The sequence below is a fragment of the Acetatifactor muris genome, assembly GCF_024623325.1.
GTDB lineage: Bacteria > Bacillota > Clostridia > Lachnospirales > Lachnospiraceae > Acetatifactor > Acetatifactor muris.
In genome coordinates this window covers 175276-196089 of the sequence record NZ_JANJZD010000004.1, presented here as the reverse complement: position 1 = coordinate 196089, position 20814 = coordinate 175276, and the positions used below count along the sequence as shown (strand labels likewise).

The window sequence follows — 20814 nt, the reverse complement described above, 5'->3', positions numbered from 1 at the left end:
TCCATCCGGTTGTCAGCCATCCTTCCTCTGCAGTGTAAATGCAACGCATTCTCTGCCTGTCAGCTCTCTGGTCCTCTCATCCGGCTGGCCCAGTCCCGCGCTGAACAGGAAGCGGCGGCCATCCACCAGCCTTTCGCCTTCCTCATTGACCACAGTGAAGGCGTCTGCTCCTATTTTCAACTCTACTTCCTTCGTCTCTGCACCGTTCAGGAAGACACGTGAAAATGCACAGAGCTTTCCGTTGGGTGTGGCATGCGCAGACTCAGACGCTTTCACATAAATCTGCACCACTTCTCCCGTGGCGGTCCGGCTCTTGTTGGTGAGGCTGACTTTTACAGTCAGTTCCTCCTCCGGATTCCATTCCATGGTATTGTCCTCGCCGGCTTTCCACACATTGCCCGCGCAGCTCACAGAGTCTACCGTCACGTCGCCGTAGGTCAGACCGTACCCGAAAGGATACAGCGGCTTTCCTTCAAAATACCGGTAGGTTCTGCCCTTCATGGAATAGTCCTCAAAGTCCGGCAGCTCCTTGGTATTATTGTAAAAAGTCACCGGCAGCTTTCCGGAAGGTGAGATTTCACCGAACAGAATCTGCGCCACCGTGCGTCCCCCTCTGGCGCCCGGATACCAGACCTGAACCACAGCGTCCGCATGCTCCTGCACATAACGCAGGTCCATGGCGCTGCCTGTCATGTTCAGTACAATCACCGGTCTGCCCACCTTTATAACCGCCTCGATCAGCTCTCTCTGAACCTGAGGCAGCAGAAGGTCTGTCTTGTCTCCGGAAGCATAGCTGTTGCCCGTATCTCCTTCTTCTCCTTCCAGCGTCTCGTCCAGTCCCACACACAGCACCACCACGTCGCTGTTCTTCGCCACGCTCACTGCCTCCGCAATTCTGTCCTGCCTCTGGCCCAGACCTTCCACCTTCTCACGATACAGATGGCAGCCTTCCGAATAGTACACCCTTGTATCCTCCGGCAGCGCGTCCTGAATGCCTTCCAGAACTGTGACATACCGGGAAGAGGTCCCGTGATAATTGCCAATCAGCGCCGCACGACTGTTGGCATTGGGCCCGATGACACCCACCGCCTTCAGACTTTCCTTCTTCAGAGGCAGAACGCCGTTATTCTTCAACAGCACAATTCCCTCTGCGGCGGCTCTGTCCGCCAGCTCCAGATGTTCTCTGCACTCGATTCTGTCGAAGCCGGTCCGGTCATACTCGGTCTCGTCAAACAGTCCCAGCAGGAACCTGGTGGTGAAAAGTCTCTCCGCCGCCCGGGTGATCTCTTCTTCTGTCACAAGGCCATCCTGATATGCCTTCATCATGTGCAGATATGTATTGCCGCAGTTCACATCACAGCCCGCTTTCAGCGCCATGGCTGCGGATTCCTCGGCCGTGTCGGTGACCATATGATGCTCATGAAAATCCCGGACAGCCCAGCAGTCCGACACATAATGCCCTTCAAATTCCCATTTCCCTCTCAGAATCTCCTGCATCAGCGTGCTGCTGCCGCAACAGGGCTCCCCGTTGGTTCTGTTGTAAGCGCCCATCACCGCTTCCACATCGGCTTCTTTTACCAGCTTTTCAAAAGCGGGAAGATAAGTCTCCCACATATCCTTCTTCGACGCTTTGGCATCAAATTGATGGCGCAGACCCTCCGGGCCGGAATGCACTGCGAAATGCTTCGCGCAGGCCGCCGCGTGCAGATACTCGCCGTCTCCCTGCAGGCCCTCCACAAACGCCTTGCCCAGCTCTCCTGTGAGATAGGGATCCTCTCCGTAGGTCTCATGTCCTCTCCCCCACCTGGGATCTCTGAAAATGTTCACATTGGGAGACCAGAAGGTCAGGCCTTTGTAAATGTCCCTGTCGCCTTCCTCTTTATAGGCATTGTACTTCGCCCGGCCCTCCACTGCGATAGCCTCTCCCACTTCTTCCATCATGGGCGCATCAAAAGCGGCCGCCATCCCGATCGCCTGAGGAAAGCTGGTGGCCACACCGGCTCTGGCCACGCCGTGCAGCGCCTCATTCCACCAGTTGTAGGCGGGAACATTCAGCCTGGGAATTGCAGGCGCGTCAAACCGCAGCTGGGAAGCCTTCTCCTCCAGCGTCATCTTGCCCACCAGCTCATGGGCCCGCTTTCTTGCTTTTTCTCTGTCTCTCATGTTGTAATACCTCCGTATATAATAAAGCTATTATATCCTGTTATTTCCTGTATGACAATTATTTTCCCTGAAATTCCTCTGGCCGCCTGCCCTTTACCTCACAATCACCTGCATGGAAACCTCCCCCAGCTCCGGATTCAGGTCTCTCTCCGCTGACAGGTCAAAGACAGGCCGTCCTTCTATATTAAAATGGACCCGCCGGATACCGTCGCAGCGCAGCCTGGATTCCAGTGTGGTCTCCCCGTGATAGGCCATCATCAGGCTGCCTTCCCCGTCAGGGAAAAAGGAATTGTGCCCTGGCCCATATTCTCCCTTTACGGAATAAAAAGAAAGTACGGGAGCGGCACTTTTTTCCCATACGCCCGTGTCTGTCAGGTCAGCCCCTTCCTCCGCGGTCAGAAGCCCCAGCACATACGTATAGCTGTTGGCCGCGCCTCCCGAATAGGTCAGATATACCTTCCCGTCCTTAACAAAGCCGTAGGGCCCCTCGTTATTGATGGTGCCGCTGACATTTTCCCAGCCGAAAAGGGGACGGGAAAGCAGTACCGGCTCCCCGGCCAGCTGCCAGGGTTCTTCCTCTCTCGCCTCCGCGATATACAGCATGGATCCGGTGTCCTTCGGCGTTCCGATATGCCTGCGGCAGGACCAGACCATGTAGGAGCGCCCTCCTGCCTTCAGATAAGTCATGTCCAGAGTAATGCCGTCCGCGCCCAGAGGATTTCCATCCGCCTGTATCACCCGGACCGGCTCCTCCCAGCTTTCGGCTTCCGCAATGCGCCCGCTCTTTTTCAGACGCATCAAATGGCACTGCGGCCCCCACACTTTCCCGCCCACTGCAAACAGGATGTACAGCCTTCCGCCGATCACATGAAATTCCGGCGCCCAGAAGGTCTGTACAAATCCTTTTTCCTCATCCACATCCAGAATCAGATGTTCTTTTGCACCTTCCGCAAAAAGTGCTTCCACACTCTCTGCCTCCCGCACGTAGATGCCGATATCCTTCCGGTTGTCGCTTGTGCTCAGAAAGTACCATTTCCCTTCCCAGGGAAAAATCACAGGGTCCCCATACCCCTTTGCCAACGGGAAGGAAAAATGTCTGCCACATACCGTCCCTGTCACCACATATGCGCCAGGTTTATGGAAATCTACTCCCTCTGTATCCCATGCTACCTTTTTCAAAGCCACGGAACCGTCCGAATAGACTGCCTCGGCCTTTACCCTTCTCACATCCTCCGCCCCGGAGGCGTACACCGTCTCCGGCACCCGGGTCTCCACATGATGAATCTGTGTCCAGCTCTGCACTGCCCGGTCGCAGAATTCCGCCCCGATTTCAATGACAGAGCCCTCTGTGGTCTCTCCTTCCACAAGGCAATGTACCCCTTGCGCTCCCTCCACAGCTTTCTGTAGTTTCTCCCATTCCGGTCCCGTTTTTTCCAGCAGCATCCCCTTATCAAAGGTCCTGAAATCCCGGGTCTTCCAGAGCAAAACCAGGCTTCGGTCGGACTCCGGGCTACCGTCCTCGTTTACCCGGTCCGCCAGAATGCCGTACTCCCCCTCCGACAGCCGGAATACTCTGGGATTTGCCACGCATTTTGGCACAATTGTGTCCTCCGGGGAGATCTCTGCCTCCGCGAACAGAATTCCATAATTCTGATGCAACGCCTGCCAGTGCTCTCCGTCCCTGCTGACAGCCAGGTGCACACTGCGGGCCAGACCGTCCGGATAGTCCTTTTGGGAAACCTCCCGCGTATAGACCAGAAGCTTTGCTTTTTCTCTCTGATAGACAAACATATGCCTGATTTCTCCTTTTGCCGAATCTTCTTCCTGCATGATAAGGCTGCCGCAATCAAATACCCCGCTGCAAGCAACGGGGTATCAATCTTGCATTCGTCTCTTATTGCGGCAGCCTCTCATCTATTTCTTTCCTGTTTATTCCCAGATGTCCGGAAACGCATTATAATATTCCTTTCCCGGATTCTGTGATTCTCCGCGTATGTCGCGGAAAAAATTATTTGAAGAATAACTGCAGCGCATGATACAGGTGAAGCTGCCATGCCTTCATGTCATGAACGCCTCCGGGAATGGTGTAAAAGTCATAATTCTCCCCGCGAACCAGCTGAGGGCAGTCCAGAACCACCTTATCCATAATCTCCTTGTGCTCTTCGTAAGCGATGTCCTTGTCTCCGTTACAGCAGAACAGATACCCCAGCTTATAGCCCTTCTTCTCCTGCTCTGCAAGGGTTCTGCGGATGCGCTCCACCTCCGGGTCACGTTTGCCCTGAGGCCCGCAGCAGCCGGAGAAAGGTCCGAACCAGGCAAACAGGTCGAAATTGGTATAGAAAGCCGCACGGTAAGTGGTCATGGAGCCCAGGGAAAGCCCTGCAAAGGCCCGATGACTCCTGGTCTTAATCAGATTCTCCTCGGACACGTCTCCCTCTGTCCAGGTGGAAAAAGTGCTTTCCACAGCGGGAATCAGGTCCCTGCGCAGCTCGTACTGAAACTGCTCCGTGATGTCCATATTATTGTCTGATTCGTCTCCCCGATAATAAGTGGGCGTCACAATGATACAGGGATCACAGATTTTCTTCGCGATCATATTGTCCAGTATGGTCACAGTGTCCGGGAATGTCTTAAACCACCAGTCCTCGTTTACACCGCCGCCGTGCAGCAGGTACAGCACATTGTACTTCTGCGTCTCGCTGTAGCCATAGGGCAGATATACCCAGGCCCCCTTGTGCATGGGCCGGCTGTTATCCCTGTCATAGGTCTGTGTATCATACTCAAATCTTCTGACCTCGCCGTGCTGCGCATTTTCCACTGTCATCTCCGCCGGCATTTCATAAATATATTCCATTTTCGTTTCTCCTCTTTTCACTTTCTTATTCCAATGTTCCATTTACTTACTCTAAAATCTGCAGAACTGCTTCTGCCTCTTACTGCCGGGTACCTTCCTCAGACAGAGACCTTTCTCTGTCGAAAAAAGCTCACGCTTCCTCAGAACCCGTCACCAGCCACCGAATGGCCGGCTCCAGATATTGATTCCAGAATCGGAAGTCATGAATCCCGGTACTCTCGTGATAAATGAAATCTACATTTCTCTCCCGCAGGAAATCTGCAAAGGTTCGGTTTGAACTCAACAGAAAATCCTCCGTGCCGCAGGCCATATAAATTCCGGGCACTTTCCCACCCGTCTTCTGAATCCGCCGCACCAGCTCCTCCGGATTGTTGCCGCTCTCATTGAACTTATCCGGATCGCCGAACATCAGACGATAGTACTCATAATTGGCCGCCGCATTGTCCATTCCCGGCTTCATCTCTGCAATTCTATAGGATATCAGCGCGGATGACAGCCCCACTGCCTTGCCGAAATTCTCCGGAAAAGCCAGAGCCGTATGAAGGGCTCCGAAACCGCCCATGGACAGTCCGCCGGTGAAATTGTCCTCCGGCGCGGCAGACAGGCCGAAAGTCTTCTGCAGATAGGCCGGCAGTTCTTTCCCCACGAAGGAAGCGTATTTGCGTCCGGTCTCCACACCGTCCAGGAAAAAGCTGTTCTCCCCGTTGGGCAGCACAACGCACAGGTTGTAGCGCCCGGCGTATTCCATGACCTGACTGTTCCAGATCCAGTCCTCGCCGATTCCCGTGTAACCGTGGAGCAGATACAGAGTCTTCATGGGGCGATCATAATGGGGATTGCCCTGGGTCATGCCGTCATTGGGCAGAATTACTTTTACCGTTGTCTGCCGTTTCAGACAGTCTGAAAAATACTCTATGTTGATGTATGCCATAGTTAATTTATCTCCTAATTAAAGTTCCGCAAAGCGCGTGTTCTTCGCGCTATTTCCCCGGCCAGCCCTTTTTCACGCAGAGAATTTCCGGCCGCTGTCGGCGTCCGTAATTTCTCCGGGGGCTGACCTTACACCAGTTCAAACGACAGCAGTGCCGCCTTGCCCTGGCCGCGATAGGTCAGATACAGCGCCTGTACGCCGTCCGGCATGGCAATATCCGCCTCATAGGTCTCCCATACATTGGTGTACACCACCGGAATCTGAGCCAGAACCTCGCCGTCCCATTTCGTCCGCACCTCAAAGTTGCCATTGGCGTATCCCCGCACCGTGATGCGTATCTTCTTCACGCCCTGCATGTCAAAGTACTTGAATCCTGCGGTGGCCGAATTCATGATATTTCCAATGTATCCCGGCTCTTCGTCGCCGTCTCTGCCGTCCTGCATCACTCTGGGCTGCTTGTCGCCGCCCACATGCCCCATGGGCTCATCTGTGAACAGTCTGCAGGCGATATAGGCAGGATACTCTCCTTTTCCCACCAGGGGTCCGCCGTTTAAACCGCAGGAAGTCAGCTCCACCTGTGCAAAGCTTCCGTCCCCGGCCAGGGTCAGTTTCTCCACACAGCCCTGTCTGCTGTACCAGGTGCCGTTGGTGTGACGATGATAGAAAATATACCACTCGCCGTTCATTTCCACCAGGCCGCCGTGATTGTTGGCCCCGTAAGCCATGGGCATATCCGCCGGCTTGTCACTGTCGATATGCAGATCGCAGTTGCTCACCAGAACGCCTCTATAGACGAATCCTTCTCTGGGCTTCTTGCTGGTGGCATAGCACAGCTCGTGCATCACTTCGGATGAGTAGACAAAATAGTAGGTGTCCCCGATCTTCCGGATAGACGGTGCTTCGAAGAAGGAATGTCCTTCATATCCGCTTCCTGCAGCATGGGAATATCCCGGCACCACACACAGAGGAGACTCCAGCACGGTCAGCATATCCGCATCCAGCACCACCGCCATGGCCCCGGAACGGTCCTTATCCCATCTGCCGCAGAAACCGGTATACAGATAAGTCACATTTCCTTCCGTCAGAACCGCCGGGTCAAACTGCGGCTCATCTCCTTCCTTATCTCCCAGATAAGTGCCGTCCGGATAATGGACATAACCGTAAAATTCATATCTTCCCGCAGGAGTGTCACACACGGCCACGGAGACGATATGCTGCTTATCCAGCACATAGTAGAGATAATATCTTCCGTCCGGTCCCTGAGTCACATCCGGCGCATAGAGACACGCCTTGCCCTCTTTGTTCAGCGGGTCCTCATTCCTGGGATAGATCACCCCCTCATAGCGCCAGTTCCCCAGATCGTCCAGCGGAGCCGACCAGCATACATAGTCTCCCATACAGAATACATATCCGTTGTAAAAATCATGGGACCCGTAAACGTACACTCTGTCTCCATAGACATGGGGTTCGCCGTCCGGTATGTACTCCCATGACGGCAGGTAGGGGTTAAATGCCTGTTTCTTCATTCCTTTTGTCCTCCTTATTATAGTTCCGCAGATGCCCTTCCAGCCCCTTTTCCCACAGAGAACTTCCGGCCGCTTCAGCGTCCGTAATTTCTCTGGGGGCTGGAAGGGCATACTGCTGTTTTTTTATTTTTATTATCTTAGTTCCGCAATGCGCGTGTTCTTCGCGCTATGATGCCCTTCCAGCCCCTTTTCCCGCAGAGAACTTCCGGCCGCTTTGGCGTCCGTAAATTCTTCCGGGCACTGTTCGGGAACACTGCTGTTTTTTATTTTTATTATCTTAGTTCCGCAGATGCTATCTCACATATCCAAAGCCCAGGATTGTAAATTCTTTTTCTTCGCATCCCGGCTCCATGGATATCTCCACATGGTATTGTCTGCACTCTCTGCCGCGGAAGCAGATCAGCGGGTGGCAGTGGTTCCAGTTATTTGCATGGGAATCCGCCGTGAGCACCTTCTCCCCGTCCACACGGACTTCCGCCCGGCCGGCGGCCGGATTGGGGGTATCCTTGTAGATCAGCACCAGGGCGCTGCAGGTAATGTCCATGGCAAAGGCCTCCCCGCCGCCTTCCTCCCCGGCTCTGTGCATCCAGTTAAAGGGAAACAGTTTTGTCCAGGTCACATCTCTGTCCATAGGCACAAACTGCAGCTCCTCGTCCCTGTGACAGAAGCTTCCGCAGTTCACCTTTATCCCCTCTTCCTCTTTTTCCCTGTCGAACAGTTTCACCCTCTCAAAGTCTCCGCCCAGAGGAGGCGTCATCTCCTTCAGCTCCAGAGTATCCTCCCGGGCGGGAAGTCTGTCGACTGCCCGCATCATATAATCAATACAGTCCGCCATAACCGTATGTCCCAGGCTTGCAGGGTGATAACAGTCTGCAAAAAACTGATTCCTGCTGAGTACTTTTCCCTGATTCGGACCCAGGTAAAATTGTTCCACCACAGCATTTTTTACACTCACCATGGGCAGATCATAGGCTTTCCCCACAGGGAACAGTCTCTCCTGCAGATTCCAGTCGTCGTCAAATACCGCAAACAGCAGGATCACGGCCGGTCTGTTCTCCGCCGACAATATCTTTCTCACCAGAGAGTCATAGCAGGCTCCTCCGGTCTCGTCATCCGCATCGTTCACCGCAAATTCCACCACCACAATATCCGGCTCCACGCTGCCGTTTCGAAGCACATCCCGCTCATACCGTATCATTCCCAGCTCGGAAGGCGTTCCTCCCACGCCGGCTTTTATGTAGTGCACATTTTCCTCTGTGCTCTTTCCGGCCAGCTCACAGAACCGCTGAAACGTCTTAAATGCATAGCATCCCGTGTGATTCGGAATCGCTCCTGCTCCCTCGGTAATGGAGCCGCCGATAAAGGCCATGGTCACAGGCTCACCCCGCCTGGCCTTTTCCAATGCTTTCTGCAGCCTGGCAGGATTCCCTGTCTGCATCAGGGATTTCCGCAGCATTTCAGCATATGCCTCTGATTCCAGATCCGCCGTCCCCTCTGCGATTTCCTCCGGGGCCTCATAGCCATCCTGAAGATAGAGCCTCACCGTCGCCCTGGCCAGATCTCCCTCCACCGGGAATTCAAATCCCATCATTCCTGGCCTGTCATCCTTCTCCGACCATTGGAAGTCCGCCAGACACACCCTTTTTTCCGTTCCGTCCACAGGCAGCGGAATTCTGAGCTCTGTTCCGGACTGCCCGGCATCTTCTGCCGACATCCGAAAGACAAAATCCACTGTGTCGCTCTTTCCCTCTGTCATTTCCACCGAGATTCCCATGCCGTACACCAGTCTGCGGAATCCCTCCGCCGTGGCCAGCAGCTTCAGCATATTCTCATCTGTAACATTTCCCACAATGCGCGCGCTGCCTGCAAGCCTTTCACTGTCCATAAAAAGGAACTGAACGTTCTTACCCACAGGCGGGAAAAATCTGCTGACAATTTCCTTGTTCCGAACAATATAAAACTGTTGTCTCTCTCTCATATAATTCCAATTCCGCATATTTTAATAAATTCTATACTTTCCACTGAGCGCCAGCAGAGCAAACAGGTACAGACAGTTGTCGTAATACCTTCTGCCGCCTTTGCGCAGCGGCTGATTCCAGAACCATTCCACCCATCGCCTCGCCACATTCCAGTCGCTTTCAGGGTCTGTGGAATCGTCCTTTTCTACCGTCAGCGCGCCCTGTGCAGTCGTGGCAAGCAGCCCCACCGGATGCAGTACCGTTCTGTCCACCGGCGTGCCGTCCACCTCAAACACACATCTTGCCGCCTCCAGATCTGTCCCCAGGAAACGCATCATCCGAAGGGGCGCTGCGTAATGTCCCTCGTCTTTCCCGAACCAGGCACAGTCCAGACCGATATTCGCCGCAGTCCTGTAGGCATCGCTGTAGAACTGCCCGTGTGTATGCCCCCAGGGCATTTTCCTGTTCATGGGACTTCCATCAAATTCTCCGTACTCCGGATTCAGTCCCGTCACAGGATGACAGGCCTTCACCAGGTACTCTCTGCTGGCCCGGGCCGCCTGCTTCCAGAACTCCCTGTCCTCCTCGTCCGCCCAGAGCGCGAACAGTTCATAGTAATGAGGCAGATGATAGGAAGGATCCGTAAAAGGGCTGCCAGGCACAAACAGAATCTGCTTATTCTCCCGGTTCCACATGGCTGCTCCCGGCCTGCCGTTTTCTCCCTTATGTACACAGGCTTTCAAAATGTTTTGGGCCTCCCGGGAATAAGCATAAATCCCCTCACCGTCTCCCCATCTGTGAGAAGCGAAGAACAGCGCCATGGCATAATACTCCTCTCCGTCCGGCGCAGGCCCGTGAGCGTTTTTCTCCCCGTTCACCTTACAGCTCCAGGCAAAGTATCCCTCGTTTTCTCCTTCTTCCATGTACATGTACGTTTTAGACCATTTCCAGATGCGGTCGAACTCCTCCTTCATGTCCAGCTGAACGCACATCATCATTCCGTAGGACATTCCCTCCGTTCTGGCGTCATGATTCCCGGTATCCTCCAGATACCCCATGTCCTCTCCAACCGGATGATAAATGCGTTCCTCCTCGCTTCCATAGAAGAAGGTATTCACCGCGTCCCGAAGCTTTGCTTCAATTTCTTCTTCGCTCTTTCCGATTTCCGCAAATATATTGCGGTACTCACCTGTGTCAAACGCTCCCATTCTTTTCTCCTTTCTATCACCGTTATTTCTCTGAACGCTCTGAAGCCTGCCTGCGCAGCGCCCTGCAGCGTTTCATGCTAAATAAGCTATATCGTTTTAGCAAAACTGAAATAAAAAACAGCATTCTCTCATGCCCTGTCTCTGTTTCCCTTCTGTTTTGTTTGCGTGCTTTTCTATGAATATGATATAATAAATACAGCAGAAAAACAAGTATCTGTGAAAAAAACTTTGACTTTTAAACTTTAAGTTTCCATATCACAGCTTTATTTTCATACAACCGGCAGAAGGGAGCATATACAGACTACAGAAAGGCAGGGTACTAATATGAATCCCAGAAAATTATTTGCTCTGACCGAAGATCAGAAAAAGGCTTATCAGATACAGCCGGACGAATTTCCCGGCTTCACCCACAATGATACAATGGAAGAATATGAGCTCACTCCCTATGTGGACAAAACCACTCTCCGATTCTGGTACAATACCCAGAACGGCAGTTTTACCACCCACTGGCACGACGCGCAGGAAATCATCATCCCTCTGGAGGAAGAATTTCTCGTGACTGTTCAGAATGTTTCCTATCGTCTGCAGCCCGGCGACATTCTGCTGATTCCTCCGGGAGAGCTGCATTCCATCGAAGCGCCCTCCGCCGGTTCCAGATTCATCTTCCTTCTGGAGCTGACTCTCTTCAGCCAGTTCGGAGATTTTCTCCGCACCCGCGCGCTTTTGTCCAGGCCGGTACTGATTACCGCGGACACCTGTCCGGAAATATACGAGACGGAAATCTCTCTGATCATGCAGACAGCAGCTCATTACTGGGGGGCCAGTCCTTCAAAACTGCTCCTGATCTATGCCTGTCTGATGAATTTTTACGCTCATTATACAGATTATCGCACCGGACAGAGCCCCGCTCCCGGCCAGGCACCGGTCCGCCCCAGAACCGGTACGCCTTCAGAAAAAATAATCCGTCTGCTGGAATATCTGCAGCACCATTACGCGGAAAGTATTACCCTGGAAGAAGCCGCCCGACAGACGCTTCTGTCCAAATTCTACTTTACCAGAATCTTCAAACAGCAGACCGGTCAGACTTTCTATGACTATTTAAGCTTTCTGCGGATTCAGGCGGCCGAGGTTCTCCTGAAGGATACCTCTATCCCTGTCTCGGAGGTGGCGGCCGCCTGCGGATATGCAAATGTCTCTACCTTCAACAGAACTTTCCGCAGATATCGGGAATGTTCCCCCTCCAGATACCGCAGTCTCTACGGACACGGTACCTGAACCATAACGCTGCACTTACTCCTTGGTAGCCCCCAATGTCACACCCTTCACGAAATATTTCTGCAGGAAGGGATACACGATCAGTATAGGCACAGAGGCCACAATGGTCACCGCCGCCCGAATGGATGTGGGTGTAACCGTATTGGCCATCTGTTGTCCTTCTCCATAGATACTGGACAAATCCCTTCCGGACTGCATGGCCGAAGAAAGCAGCTTCATCATCTCATACTGCAGCGTGGTGAGGTGATCGGCTCCCGAAGCGTACAAAAAGGTATCAAACCACTGGTTCCATGCACCCACGGCACACCAGAGCGCTACCGTGGCCAGAACGGGCTTGCAGCAGGGCAGCACAATCTGCCAGTAGCATCGGAAATGTCCGGCGCCGTCCACCATGGCCGCCTCCGTGAGGCTCTCCGGCAGAGACTGTATAAAGGACTTAATCACGATAATGTTGTATACACTCACCAGTCCCGGTATTACATAGACTGCAAATTTATTCAGCATCCCCAGGTTCTTGATCAGAAAGTAATTGGGAATCAGGCCGGCGGAAATGTACATGGTCACCAGGAAGTAGACGGTAATCGCCTTTCTGCCAACCAGCTCCTTCCGGGACAGCACATAGGCAATCAGGGATCCCACCAGTACCCCCAGTATGGTGGACAGCGCGGTACGAAGCACGGAGTTCACCGCTGCGGTTCCCATCAGCTTGTTTTTAAAGACAGACTTGTAACTGTATGTGGAAAACACTCTGGGCCAGAATGTAATGCCGCCCCGCAGAGTATCCTGGGCATCATTAAAGGATACTGCTATGGTATTCCAGAAGGGATACAGCATGATAACAATTACAAACACCATGATAATGCCGTTGATTACATGGAAAAAGATATCGCCGAGCCTGAACCTTCCAATTCTTATACTCCAAAAATTTCTCATCTGCTCTCCCTCCTCACATCAGACTGTTTTCGCCCAGCTTATTGGCAATGGCATTGGTTCCAAACACCAGGCCTAAGGAAATGACGGATTTAAAGATACCTGCCGCCGTGGCCAGGGAATAGTTGCCGATACTCATACCATATTTCAGAACGAAAATGTCAATGGTCTGGGACACATCCTGCAGCAGACCGTTGCCCAGAATATAGGGAACTTCGAAGCTGGCATTCAACACCCAGCCCAGATTCATAATCAGCAGCACTACAATGGTGGACTTGATTCCCGGCAGCGTCACATGCCACATCTTCTGGAAACGGCCGGCGCCGTCCAGCTCCGCCGCCTCATAGAGGGCCTGATCGATACCGGAGATGGCCGCTATATAAATGATAGAATTCCATCCTGTCTCCTTCCATACACTGGAGAAAGTGGTCACCCACCAGAAATACTTCTGGTCACCCAGCCACAGAACCGGCTTATCAATAAAACCCAGAGCCATCAGTGCATTGTTCAGCATACCGTCACTGGTGGACAGCGCGTTGGACACCAGTGAACAGACGATAATCCAGCTCAGGAAATGCGGCAGATATGACACAGTCTGCGTAATACGCTTCATTCCCAGAGACTTAATCTCATTGAGCAGAAGTGCGAACACAATGGCAAAGACAAAACTGAATATCAGATTCATCAGAGACATGGCCAGTGTATTGCGCACACTCCGCCAGAATTCCACATCTTTAAAGAGGAACATAAACTGGTCAAATCCCACGAAAGGAGACTTGAAATATCCTTTTGCAGGCTTATAATTCTGAAATGCCATAATCCATCCGCTCAGCGGATAATAAGAAAAAATAAAAGTATAAATCATGCAGGGCACAATCATGATATACAGCATTTTCTGCCCTGCGGCTTTTTTCAATGTTTTCTGAAATTTGCTCATCCCGCGACCTCTCTTCCCAAAACCGGCAATGGGAGGGACTCACGCCCTCCCATTATCCTGAACTTATCTTCCCATCTTCTCCGCAATCTGTCTGTCCACTTCCGTCTGATAAGCTTCCAGATCGATGGCATTGAACTCCTTCAGGAAATCCGCCCACAGGGATTCGTATTCCGCCTCATCCTTTGCCAGAATCAGTCTGGGATAACATTTCATGGTCACATCCGTAATCTTCGTGCTGGCAACCGCCGCAGGACTTCCGTCCTCCAGATTCATGGCCCACACAGGATAATACTGAGGACGTATAATGGGATCCGAGAATAGTTCCGCAGGATATTTGATTCCATACGCCTCCAGGAACTGTCTGTCATAATCGGACTGAGATGCCAGATATTCATCCGGTGACTCACCTGCTCCGCAGGGCATATTGTCCGCCTTATAGATCCCCTGCCACTTCGGGCAGTAATTCCACAGGGTATGTCCGGTTTCGTCACGATTTCTGGCGGTGTCATATACGATGGCACGTCTCTCGGCCGTCAGGACCTTTCCGCCGTCTTCTGTATAGTTCCAGTCAACACCTTCCTCTCCCCACTGGAGATAATCCTGTACTTCTCTCTGGCATATCCAGTCAAAGAATCTCAGCAGACGCTCCGGATTCTCACAGTTGATGGTAATGCCCACACCGTTGGTGGCAGTGGGGATTCCATTGGATTTATCCAGATAACCGTCCTTCACGCCGGGATTTGTAATCGGCAGGCATACATAGGTACGTTCAAATTTACCGTCCGCCTTCAGCAGATTCTGTGCGCTTCCGAAGTTCCAGTTCTGGTCATAGAAGCCCAGTACAGAGCCCGTTGTAATCTTGGAGATATATTCATCATAGCTCTGGGTCAGCGTCTCAGGCACAATGACACCCTTCAGATATTCTTCGTTCAGTTTCTTGTAAAAGTCGTGAGCAGTATCGCTGATCTGATAGAAAGAGGTCTCAAAGGTCTGCTGATCTACAAAAATTGCCCCCTCGTTACCTGCCCCCAGCAGGTTCTGTGCAGGATTCAGCAGGGCCCAGTTACGCCATCCATCTCCCAGAATCTCAAAGCCGCTGGTCTTCACACCGTCAATGTCGGGATGCTTCTCCATATAATCTTCAATGACCTGGAAATACTCATCCAGCGTGTGAATCTCCGGATATCCTGCCTCCTCCAGCACGGCCTTCTGAATGTAGAAGCCAATAGCGCACTCAAAGGGAGGTGCCACCTCCGTCACATCGTTCAGGAATGTTCCGTAAATTTCCATATTATACACATGTCCGTCCGCCTGGGTCAGATATTTCAGCACATCTCCGTACATGGCGTTCAGGTTTGGATATTTCGGAATCTCCTCTTCCAGCGGAATAAACGCGCCTGCGTCCATCAGCTTGGTAGCCGCATCACCGGCAAAAATCACATCCGGATAATCGCCGCCCGCAATCATGGTACCCAGCTTCTGGTCCAGATCGCCAACCAGGAATTCGAATTTAAGAGTGACACCCGTAAGCTCTGTAATCTTCTGAATCACAGGATTGTCATCCGCAGGTGCCTGACCGGGGTCACGGACAAAGAACGTATAGGTGATGGGATCATCAGCGTCCTCCATGGGAACCAAGCCGGTCTGCCCTCCCTGACTGTCCTCCGCTCCGCTCTCACTGCCGGATTCCGCCGGACTTTCCGGTGTCTGCGACTGCCCGCCGGAAGACTCCTGCGCGGAACTGTCCTGACCGGATTGTTCTGTCCCTCTGTCGGAACCGCATGCCGCAAGAGTCAGAATCATACTGGAAGCCAGCAGCATTGCACACAACTTTTTCATTTTCATAAAATTACCTTCCTCTCCAGGATTTGACACATAAAAACGTCAATCCTTACTTTTTATATCCTTATTGTACAAAAAGGAAGGTACTCTTTCATTCCCAAAACTATCCCGGATATTCCATTTTTTACACCTGTGACTGCGCAGATATTGCTCTTTCGACAGATATTGCTCTATCCCTTCTCCGACATTTTCCGATATTCCATGGGAGACATCCCCACCATGGCCGTAAATCTGGCTATAAAATATTTACTCTCTGCAAATCCTGTCTCCTCCGCAATCTCATAAATCAGCCTGTCAGTCTGCCGCAGCAGCCGTTTGGCTTCCTCGATTCTCAGCTCATTTACATACTGCTTAAACGGAACTCCCGTGGCTTTCTGAAAGCTTCTTCCCAGATAGGAAGAACTTATGAAAAAGCGCTCTGCCACCTCCTTTAAAGTAATGGGTTCCCGAAAATGCTGTCTGGCATAGGCAATCACCTTCACCGTGATTCCCTGGTTTCGCTCCTCCTGCCCTTCCACATGGGAAAACACCCCTTCAATCTGCTCCCACAGCAGTCTGCTCCAATCCTCAAAGCGGTTGAAGCAGGTCTGATTTCTCCAATCCAGGGCTTCCAGGCATACGCCCTCCCCTCTGTCTCCCGGGATTAAATCCATCAGCATATAGTAAATTCTGTAGCTGATCTCCTGCAGGAAAATCAGATTCAGCCTCCTGTTCTTCACCGCTTCCGTCATACTGTCATATGTCTCCCTGAGAAGGGTGTGATTTCGGTCTGTCATTGCCCGCTTTATCTGTTCCAGATATTTTTCTTCCCTGTCCAGCCTTCCGTCCGCTGTATCCGCCTCCGGCATCGGATTACTCTGCAGAGAATTACCCCCCCCAGAATACTTCCGTCATCATCTGATACAGATGCAGGTCGAAATCATTCCGGAAACTGCCCTCTCCTTTTCTGAACAGATTTTCGTCAAAAAGCAAAGCACATTCTATCCCTGCCTTTTTCAGATTGTGCAGAAGATGCCGTCCCAGCAAAGTAACGCTGTGCTGATATTCCTCCAGCGCTTTCGGCGAAATCAGATAGCTCAGAACACTGCCGCGGCTCCTGCAGAAAGCGCTCTCTCCGCCGTACAGTCTCTCTTCAATGATCTCCCTCACCGCCCCGTAAGCCTCCTCCTGCGCTCCGCTGTCGTTCAGCACCACACAATGCATCATACGGCATTCCTCAAAAGGCGTCCGGTCTCCGTCACCGCTGTGATACAGCTGTATTACAGCCCTCACCTGCTCCCGGATATCCTCCTTTTTCGTCTGCTTTCCCCTTTCCCTCAGGGCAGCGGCAAGCTCCTGCAAAATAGAGCACACCTCTTCCTCCTCCACAGGCTTTGTGAGATAGGCCCTGACACCGTATCGGATTGCCGTCCTGGCATATTCAAAGTCACTGTATCCCGACAGCATCACAATATAGGGCATATCCTCATCCTGCTTTTTCAGCTCCTGCAGAAAGGCCAGCCCGTCCATCACCGGCATACACACATCCAGGAAAATCACCTTCGGCCGGCAATGTGCCCATTTTTCCAGGGCATCCTGTCCGTTTCTTGCCGTGGCACATATTTTAAATCCATAGGCTTCAAAATCTATAAGCGCCGGCAGATACTCCCGAATCGCCTTCTCGTCATCTACAATCATAAGAGGAAACATAGCAAAATTCTCCTATTCCAGTTCCGTAACTGCACTCCAGTCCCGTCTCTTCTCTTCCATGCCCTTCAGGGGAGTAATTTTCAGCTGTATAATAGACATCTGAAAATTCTCCCGGGCATGGTGCGTTTCGAGACTGATTATAGTCGCTGCGCGATCGGCCCAAATTGCCGCACATGACAATTGCATATCGTAAATTTATGGTTTTAGTCACTGTTCGCATATTTCACCGGTATCCGGATGGTACAGGTCGTTCCTTCCCCGACAACGCTGTCAATATCAAAACGGAAATTCTCCTGGTAATACAGAACCAGGCGGCGGTAAATATTCCACAAACCCACGCTTTTCCCCGCCTCCGCTTCTCCCTTGAGCATTGCTTTCAGTTCTCTAAGCTTTTCCGGGGACATGCCCCCGCCATTGTCTTCCACCCGCAGCTTCAGCCACTCTTTCTCCACGGAAGCCTCCACCCGCACTCTTCTGTTTGACGAGACCGCTTCCACCCCATGAACACAGGCATTTTCTGCCAGCGGCTGCAGCGTCATTTTAGGAATCAGGCATTCATATGCCTGATCAGTCACATTGATTTCATAGGAAAATTCATCCTCGAACCGATAATTTTGAATATGGAAAAATTCGTCCAGAAATCCGATCTCCTCTTTGATGGTTATGATATTATCCTGCCAGTCCAGAATATTCCGGAACATTTTCGCCATGTACTTAATCATGCCCGCCGTCTCCCGCTCACCCTTGATCATTGCCTTCAGCCGGATACTCTCCAGGGCATTGAACATAAAATGCGGATTTACCTGGGCCTGAAGTGCCAGCAGCTTCGCCTGATTTGTCTCTTTTTCCAGCTCCGCCTGAGAAATCCGGGCTTCATATTCCTTCTCAATCAGCTCCTGCAGCTGTGCGCTCATGTGATTCAGACTTTTCTCCAGAATCGTAAATTCATCCCTGCCTGCCTCCGCCAGTTCGGTTCGGACAAAATTTCCCCTGGCAATTTCTTCTGACTGCGCCACCAGTCTGCGCAGTCTCCTGTTAATGCTCCCCGCCACCGCGCACACGCAAACAAGAGCAAACAACATACACACCAGGGAAATACTCCCGGAAAGCCGCCTGCTCTGTCTGAATTCTTCAGAAATCATTTTCGTATCATAAATCCCATACAATATTACAGGAAAGTCCTGAATCTTCCTGCGCAGAACCATTCTGCCGTCCTTTTCTTCTTCAGCGGCGGCAAAAATCTCCATTTCTCCTTTATTACTGTACTGCTTCGCAGCTGCGAACACTCTCCCGTTACTGTCGGTAAGCAGCATATTGTCAAACAGATTGCTCTCCAGCAGGATTTCTTCCATACGTTCCAGGTCAAGGTTAATCCGCAGCAGCTTCCGGTATTCGGAATATTGTCTGTAATGATTCAAATGGTAAAGAATGCTGATACTCCTGCTGTCATAGACCTTCTGAAATCTCACATCTTCATGGGCGACCCGAAACCAGGCATTGCCATCCGTGCCCATAGGCAGGACATTGAGGTAAGAAAGATTCTCCCCCAATGTCCCGTCCTCCGGGTTCGTTATTTTCCTGATAAACGAACTGTTGAACAAAGTATTATTGTCTGTGTAGGCCATAACATTCTTCACCTGATACAGATAGATACTGCTGTCCGTAAAGATTCTGCGCAATTCTTCCTGATACTGAATCAGATATTCCAAATCTCCGCCATATTCTAAGTCCAGATATCGGTACAACATTTCATTATTGTAATAATTGCCTGCCAGTGACAGTACCCCGGACAACGCACCTGCTATTTTTTCTGCTTTATCGTCCAGGGCTTCGTTGATTTTTTCCAGCATTTCTTCCTGTATATTGACTTCTGTCTGCCGATAATACACCACATTCAGAATCAGCATGGGAATCATTACACCACCCAGAAACAGAATCAATATTTTCTGTAGAAAGGTATAGCGCCTGATCATTTGGAAACGGAAATGCTGTCTCTGACGAATTCCATCAGGAACGCTTTAAACGGTGTCTCTTCGGACTTCAGGGCCACAGGGCCGCCTGCGGTAAATTTCATGGCGCAGGGTTCCTCCTCATTATAAGGCCGCCACTCCGGCATGGGTGTTCCGTCCGCATCCGCACCGTTGGGATTCCCCGTTTTGATAAAATTAGCCCAGTAATTACACATCTGTCTGGCCAGGTCATAATGCCTTCCCACAAACGGCCTCCAGCATTTTGCCAGTGTCTCAAAGAAAAACCACAGATCCACGGAGTGGAATGTGCCCGGGTTATCCCATCCTGGAATATCAGGTGTAAAGCAGTAGTAATAGCAGTCCTTTCCGTCATTCTCACGGTAACGGAACAGGCTCTTTGCCGTACATTCTATGCCGCTTATCCGGGCATAATGTCCCTGGCCATCCTGCTGCCTGGCTTCCGGGAAAGCCAGAAACTCATCCGCCCTGTCTCCGAAGCAGGCTTTTGCCTTCTCTGTCAGCTCTTCTTCCGAAGACGCGGTCAGAAAATTGGGGAATTCATCCGCAGTGTTGCCGGCCATAACGGTAACCGGCACACATTTTCCTTCCATGAACAGTCTCAGGGGATCTCCCATACAGAACTGCTGGTCTGCCACCACGCCCATTCTCGGACAGGTCCTGGCATATTCGGCATATTTGTCACGGATAAATATGGCATCCAGCTTCCTTGCCTCCTCCAGAGAATCCACCCCGAGAAATTCAAAAAATCTGCTGCCGTTTTCCTCCGCTGCCTTCATATCCTGCGCCTTACCCATTCTTCCTTCATTGTAAGGACTTCTGATCATGGCGCTCATAATCATGGCCTTCTGGAACAGGCCCTTATTGCCGGGACATGCCATCTGGCTTAAGACACTTCCGCCTCCCGCGGACTGTCCCGCAATGGTGATATTCTCCGGATCTCCCCCGAAGGCCGCAATATTGCGTATTACCCACTTAATGCCGGCCTGCTGGTCCAGACTGCCGAAATTGGCCGGGGCATCCGGCTGTTCCCTGGTCAGCTGGGGATGTGACAGGAATCCGAACACGTTAATCCGGTAATTGACGGTTACCACAATTACGCCTCTCCGCGCAAGCCGTTCTCCGTCGAATTCCATCTCCGCAGGATACCCCCACTGGAGAGCGCCGCCATAGAACCACACCAGCACTGGCTGCTTCTCCTCCGGCTGCTTCGCACTTGTCCACACGTTCAGATACAGGCAGTCTTCCCCCATGGCAATCTCCGGGTCCACATGCCATTCGCGGCAGTAGATATCGTCCCCCAGCCCCGGGGTGTCCTGTACCGCAATAGGAGCAAAACGGTATGCCTCCCTGACGCCCTCCCAGTCTGCCGCCGGCTGCGGCGCACGCCATCTGTTCTCCCCCGTGGGCGGAGCCGCAAAGGGAATCCCTTTAAATGCCGTAATTCTGGGATCCGCTGCCTCTATGCCTCTGACCCAGCCGTTTTCCGTCTTCACTTTCCTGAGCATATGTA

General features: G+C 51.9%; 15 protein-coding genes. 1 reads left to right on the top strand and 14 read right to left on the bottom strand.

Annotated elements, in window-relative coordinates; all coding sequences use genetic code 11:
• Positions 1 to 12: 12 nt before the first annotated feature.
• From NSB25_RS05420 to NSB25_RS05390, 7 genes are all read right to left on the bottom strand, one after another.
• Complete coding sequence (locus NSB25_RS05420) at positions 13 to 2163, bottom strand: glycoside hydrolase family 3 C-terminal domain-containing protein (RefSeq protein ID WP_103238405.1); 2151 nt, start codon at positions 2161 to 2163, stop codon at positions 13 to 15.
• Between the two features lie 93 nt (positions 2164 to 2256).
• Complete coding sequence (locus NSB25_RS05415; RefSeq protein ID WP_103238404.1) at positions 2257 to 3993, bottom strand: family 43 glycosylhydrolase; 1737 nt, start codon at positions 3991 to 3993, stop codon at positions 2257 to 2259.
• Between the two features lie 178 nt (positions 3994 to 4171).
• Entirely contained in the window at positions 4172 to 5017 is an 846-nt protein-coding gene (locus tag NSB25_RS05410; protein ID WP_172454957.1) for an alpha/beta hydrolase, read from the bottom strand.
• Between the two features lie 130 nt (positions 5018 to 5147).
• On the bottom strand, positions 5148 to 5948 hold the full coding sequence (locus NSB25_RS05405; protein WP_103238402.1) for an alpha/beta hydrolase: 801 nt from the start codon (positions 5946 to 5948) through the stop codon (positions 5148 to 5150).
• A 128-nt stretch (positions 5949 to 6076) separates the two neighbouring features.
• A complete protein-coding gene (locus tag NSB25_RS05400; protein ID WP_103238401.1) occupies positions 6077 to 7474 on the bottom strand; it encodes a family 43 glycosylhydrolase in 1398 nt (465 codons plus the stop codon).
• Between the two features lie 292 nt (positions 7475 to 7766).
• Positions 7767 to 9452 carry an SGNH/GDSL hydrolase family protein gene (locus NSB25_RS05395; RefSeq protein ID WP_242982305.1) on the bottom strand — a complete coding sequence of 562 codons (1686 nt, stop codon included), beginning with the start codon at positions 9450 to 9452 and terminating at the stop codon, positions 7767 to 7769.
• 21 nt (positions 9453 to 9473) lie between these two features.
• The gene (locus tag NSB25_RS05390) at positions 9474 to 10640 is read right to left on the bottom strand and encodes a glycosyl hydrolase family 8 (RefSeq protein ID WP_103238399.1); all 1167 of its coding nucleotides are present in this window, start codon (positions 10638 to 10640) and stop codon (positions 9474 to 9476) included.
• Positions 10641 to 10964: 324 nt separating this feature from the next.
• Here NSB25_RS05390 and NSB25_RS05385 point away from each other — a divergent pair, with 324 nt between their 5' ends.
• Positions 10965 to 11915, top strand: a complete 951-nt coding sequence (locus NSB25_RS05385) for an AraC family transcriptional regulator (RefSeq protein ID WP_103238398.1) — start codon at positions 10965 to 10967, stop codon at positions 11913 to 11915.
• A gap of 15 nt (positions 11916 to 11930) precedes the next feature.
• Here the strand turns inward: NSB25_RS05385 and NSB25_RS05380 are convergent, their stop codons facing one another.
• From NSB25_RS05380 to NSB25_RS05350, 7 genes are all read right to left on the bottom strand, one after another.
• Positions 11931 to 12848, bottom strand: coding sequence for a carbohydrate ABC transporter permease (locus NSB25_RS05380; protein WP_103238397.1), 918 nt, complete (start codon positions 12846 to 12848; stop codon positions 11931 to 11933).
• 13 nt (positions 12849 to 12861) lie between these two features.
• A complete protein-coding gene (locus tag NSB25_RS05375) occupies positions 12862 to 13782 on the bottom strand; it encodes an ABC transporter permease (protein WP_103238396.1) in 921 nt (306 codons plus the stop codon).
• Positions 13783 to 13845: 63 nt separating this feature from the next.
• Entirely contained in the window at positions 13846 to 15627 is a 1782-nt protein-coding gene (locus tag NSB25_RS05370; protein ID WP_103238395.1) for an extracellular solute-binding protein, read from the bottom strand.
• A 167-nt stretch (positions 15628 to 15794) separates the two neighbouring features.
• Positions 15795 to 16472 (bottom strand): helix-turn-helix transcriptional regulator, encoded by a 678-nt coding sequence (locus NSB25_RS05365; protein ID WP_103238394.1) that lies wholly within the window; start codon positions 16470 to 16472, stop codon positions 15795 to 15797.
• Positions 16473 to 16491: 19 nt separating this feature from the next.
• Positions 16492 to 17313 carry a response regulator gene (locus NSB25_RS05360; RefSeq protein ID WP_103238393.1) on the bottom strand — a complete coding sequence of 274 codons (822 nt, stop codon included), beginning with the start codon at positions 17311 to 17313 and terminating at the stop codon, positions 16492 to 16494.
• A gap of 203 nt (positions 17314 to 17516) precedes the next feature.
• Positions 17517 to 19286, bottom strand: a complete 1770-nt coding sequence (locus NSB25_RS05355; protein WP_103238392.1) for a sensor histidine kinase — start codon at positions 19284 to 19286, stop codon at positions 17517 to 17519.
• On the bottom strand, positions 19283 to 20809 hold the full coding sequence (locus NSB25_RS05350) for a carboxylesterase/lipase family protein (RefSeq protein WP_103238391.1): 1527 nt from the start codon (positions 20807 to 20809) through the stop codon (positions 19283 to 19285). Before NSB25_RS05350 ends, NSB25_RS05355 begins: the two co-directional genes overlap by 4 nt.
• Positions 20810 to 20814 lie beyond the last annotated feature (5 nt).

Bases quoted from the DNA above. Each gene is read 5' to 3' on its own strand.
- NSB25_RS05375 (WP_103238396.1), bottom strand. From the start codon at position 13,782: ATGAGCAAATTTCAGAAAACATTGAAAAAAGCCGCAGGGCAGAAAATG.
- NSB25_RS05395 (WP_242982305.1), bottom strand. From the start codon at position 9,452: ATGAGAGAGAGACAACAGTTTTATATTGTTCGGAACAAGGAAATTGTC.
- NSB25_RS05350 (WP_103238391.1), bottom strand. From the start codon at position 20,809: ATGCTCAGGAAAGTGAAGACGGAAAACGGCTGGGTCAGAGGCATAGAG.
- NSB25_RS05420 (WP_103238405.1), bottom strand. From the start codon at position 2,163: ATGAGAGACAGAGAAAAAGCAAGAAAGCGGGCCCATGAGCTGGTGGGC.
- NSB25_RS05365 (WP_103238394.1), bottom strand. From the start codon at position 16,472: ATGCCGGAGGCGGATACAGCGGACGGAAGGCTGGACAGGGAAGAAAAA.
- NSB25_RS05360 (WP_103238393.1), bottom strand. From the start codon at position 17,313: ATGTTTCCTCTTATGATTGTAGATGACGAGAAGGCGATTCGGGAGTAT.
- NSB25_RS05400 (WP_103238401.1), bottom strand. From the start codon at position 7,474: ATGAAGAAACAGGCATTTAACCCCTACCTGCCGTCATGGGAGTACATA.
- NSB25_RS05355 (WP_103238392.1), bottom strand. From the start codon at position 19,286: ATGATCAGGCGCTATACCTTTCTACAGAAAATATTGATTCTGTTTCTG.
- NSB25_RS05380 (WP_103238397.1), bottom strand. From the start codon at position 12,848: ATGAGAAATTTTTGGAGTATAAGAATTGGAAGGTTCAGGCTCGGCGAT.
- NSB25_RS05390 (WP_103238399.1), bottom strand. From the start codon at position 10,640: ATGGGAGCGTTTGACACAGGTGAGTACCGCAATATATTTGCGGAAATC.
- NSB25_RS05415 (WP_103238404.1), bottom strand. From the start codon at position 3,993: ATGCAGGAAGAAGATTCGGCAAAAGGAGAAATCAGGCATATGTTTGTC.
- NSB25_RS05405 (WP_103238402.1), bottom strand. From the start codon at position 5,948: ATGGCATACATCAACATAGAGTATTTTTCAGACTGTCTGAAACGGCAG.
- NSB25_RS05410 (WP_172454957.1), bottom strand. From the start codon at position 5,017: ATGGAATATATTTATGAAATGCCGGCGGAGATGACAGTGGAAAATGCG.
- NSB25_RS05370 (WP_103238395.1), bottom strand. From the start codon at position 15,627: ATGAAAATGAAAAAGTTGTGTGCAATGCTGCTGGCTTCCAGTATGATT.
- NSB25_RS05385 (WP_103238398.1), top strand. From the start codon at position 10,965: ATGAATCCCAGAAAATTATTTGCTCTGACCGAAGATCAGAAAAAGGCT.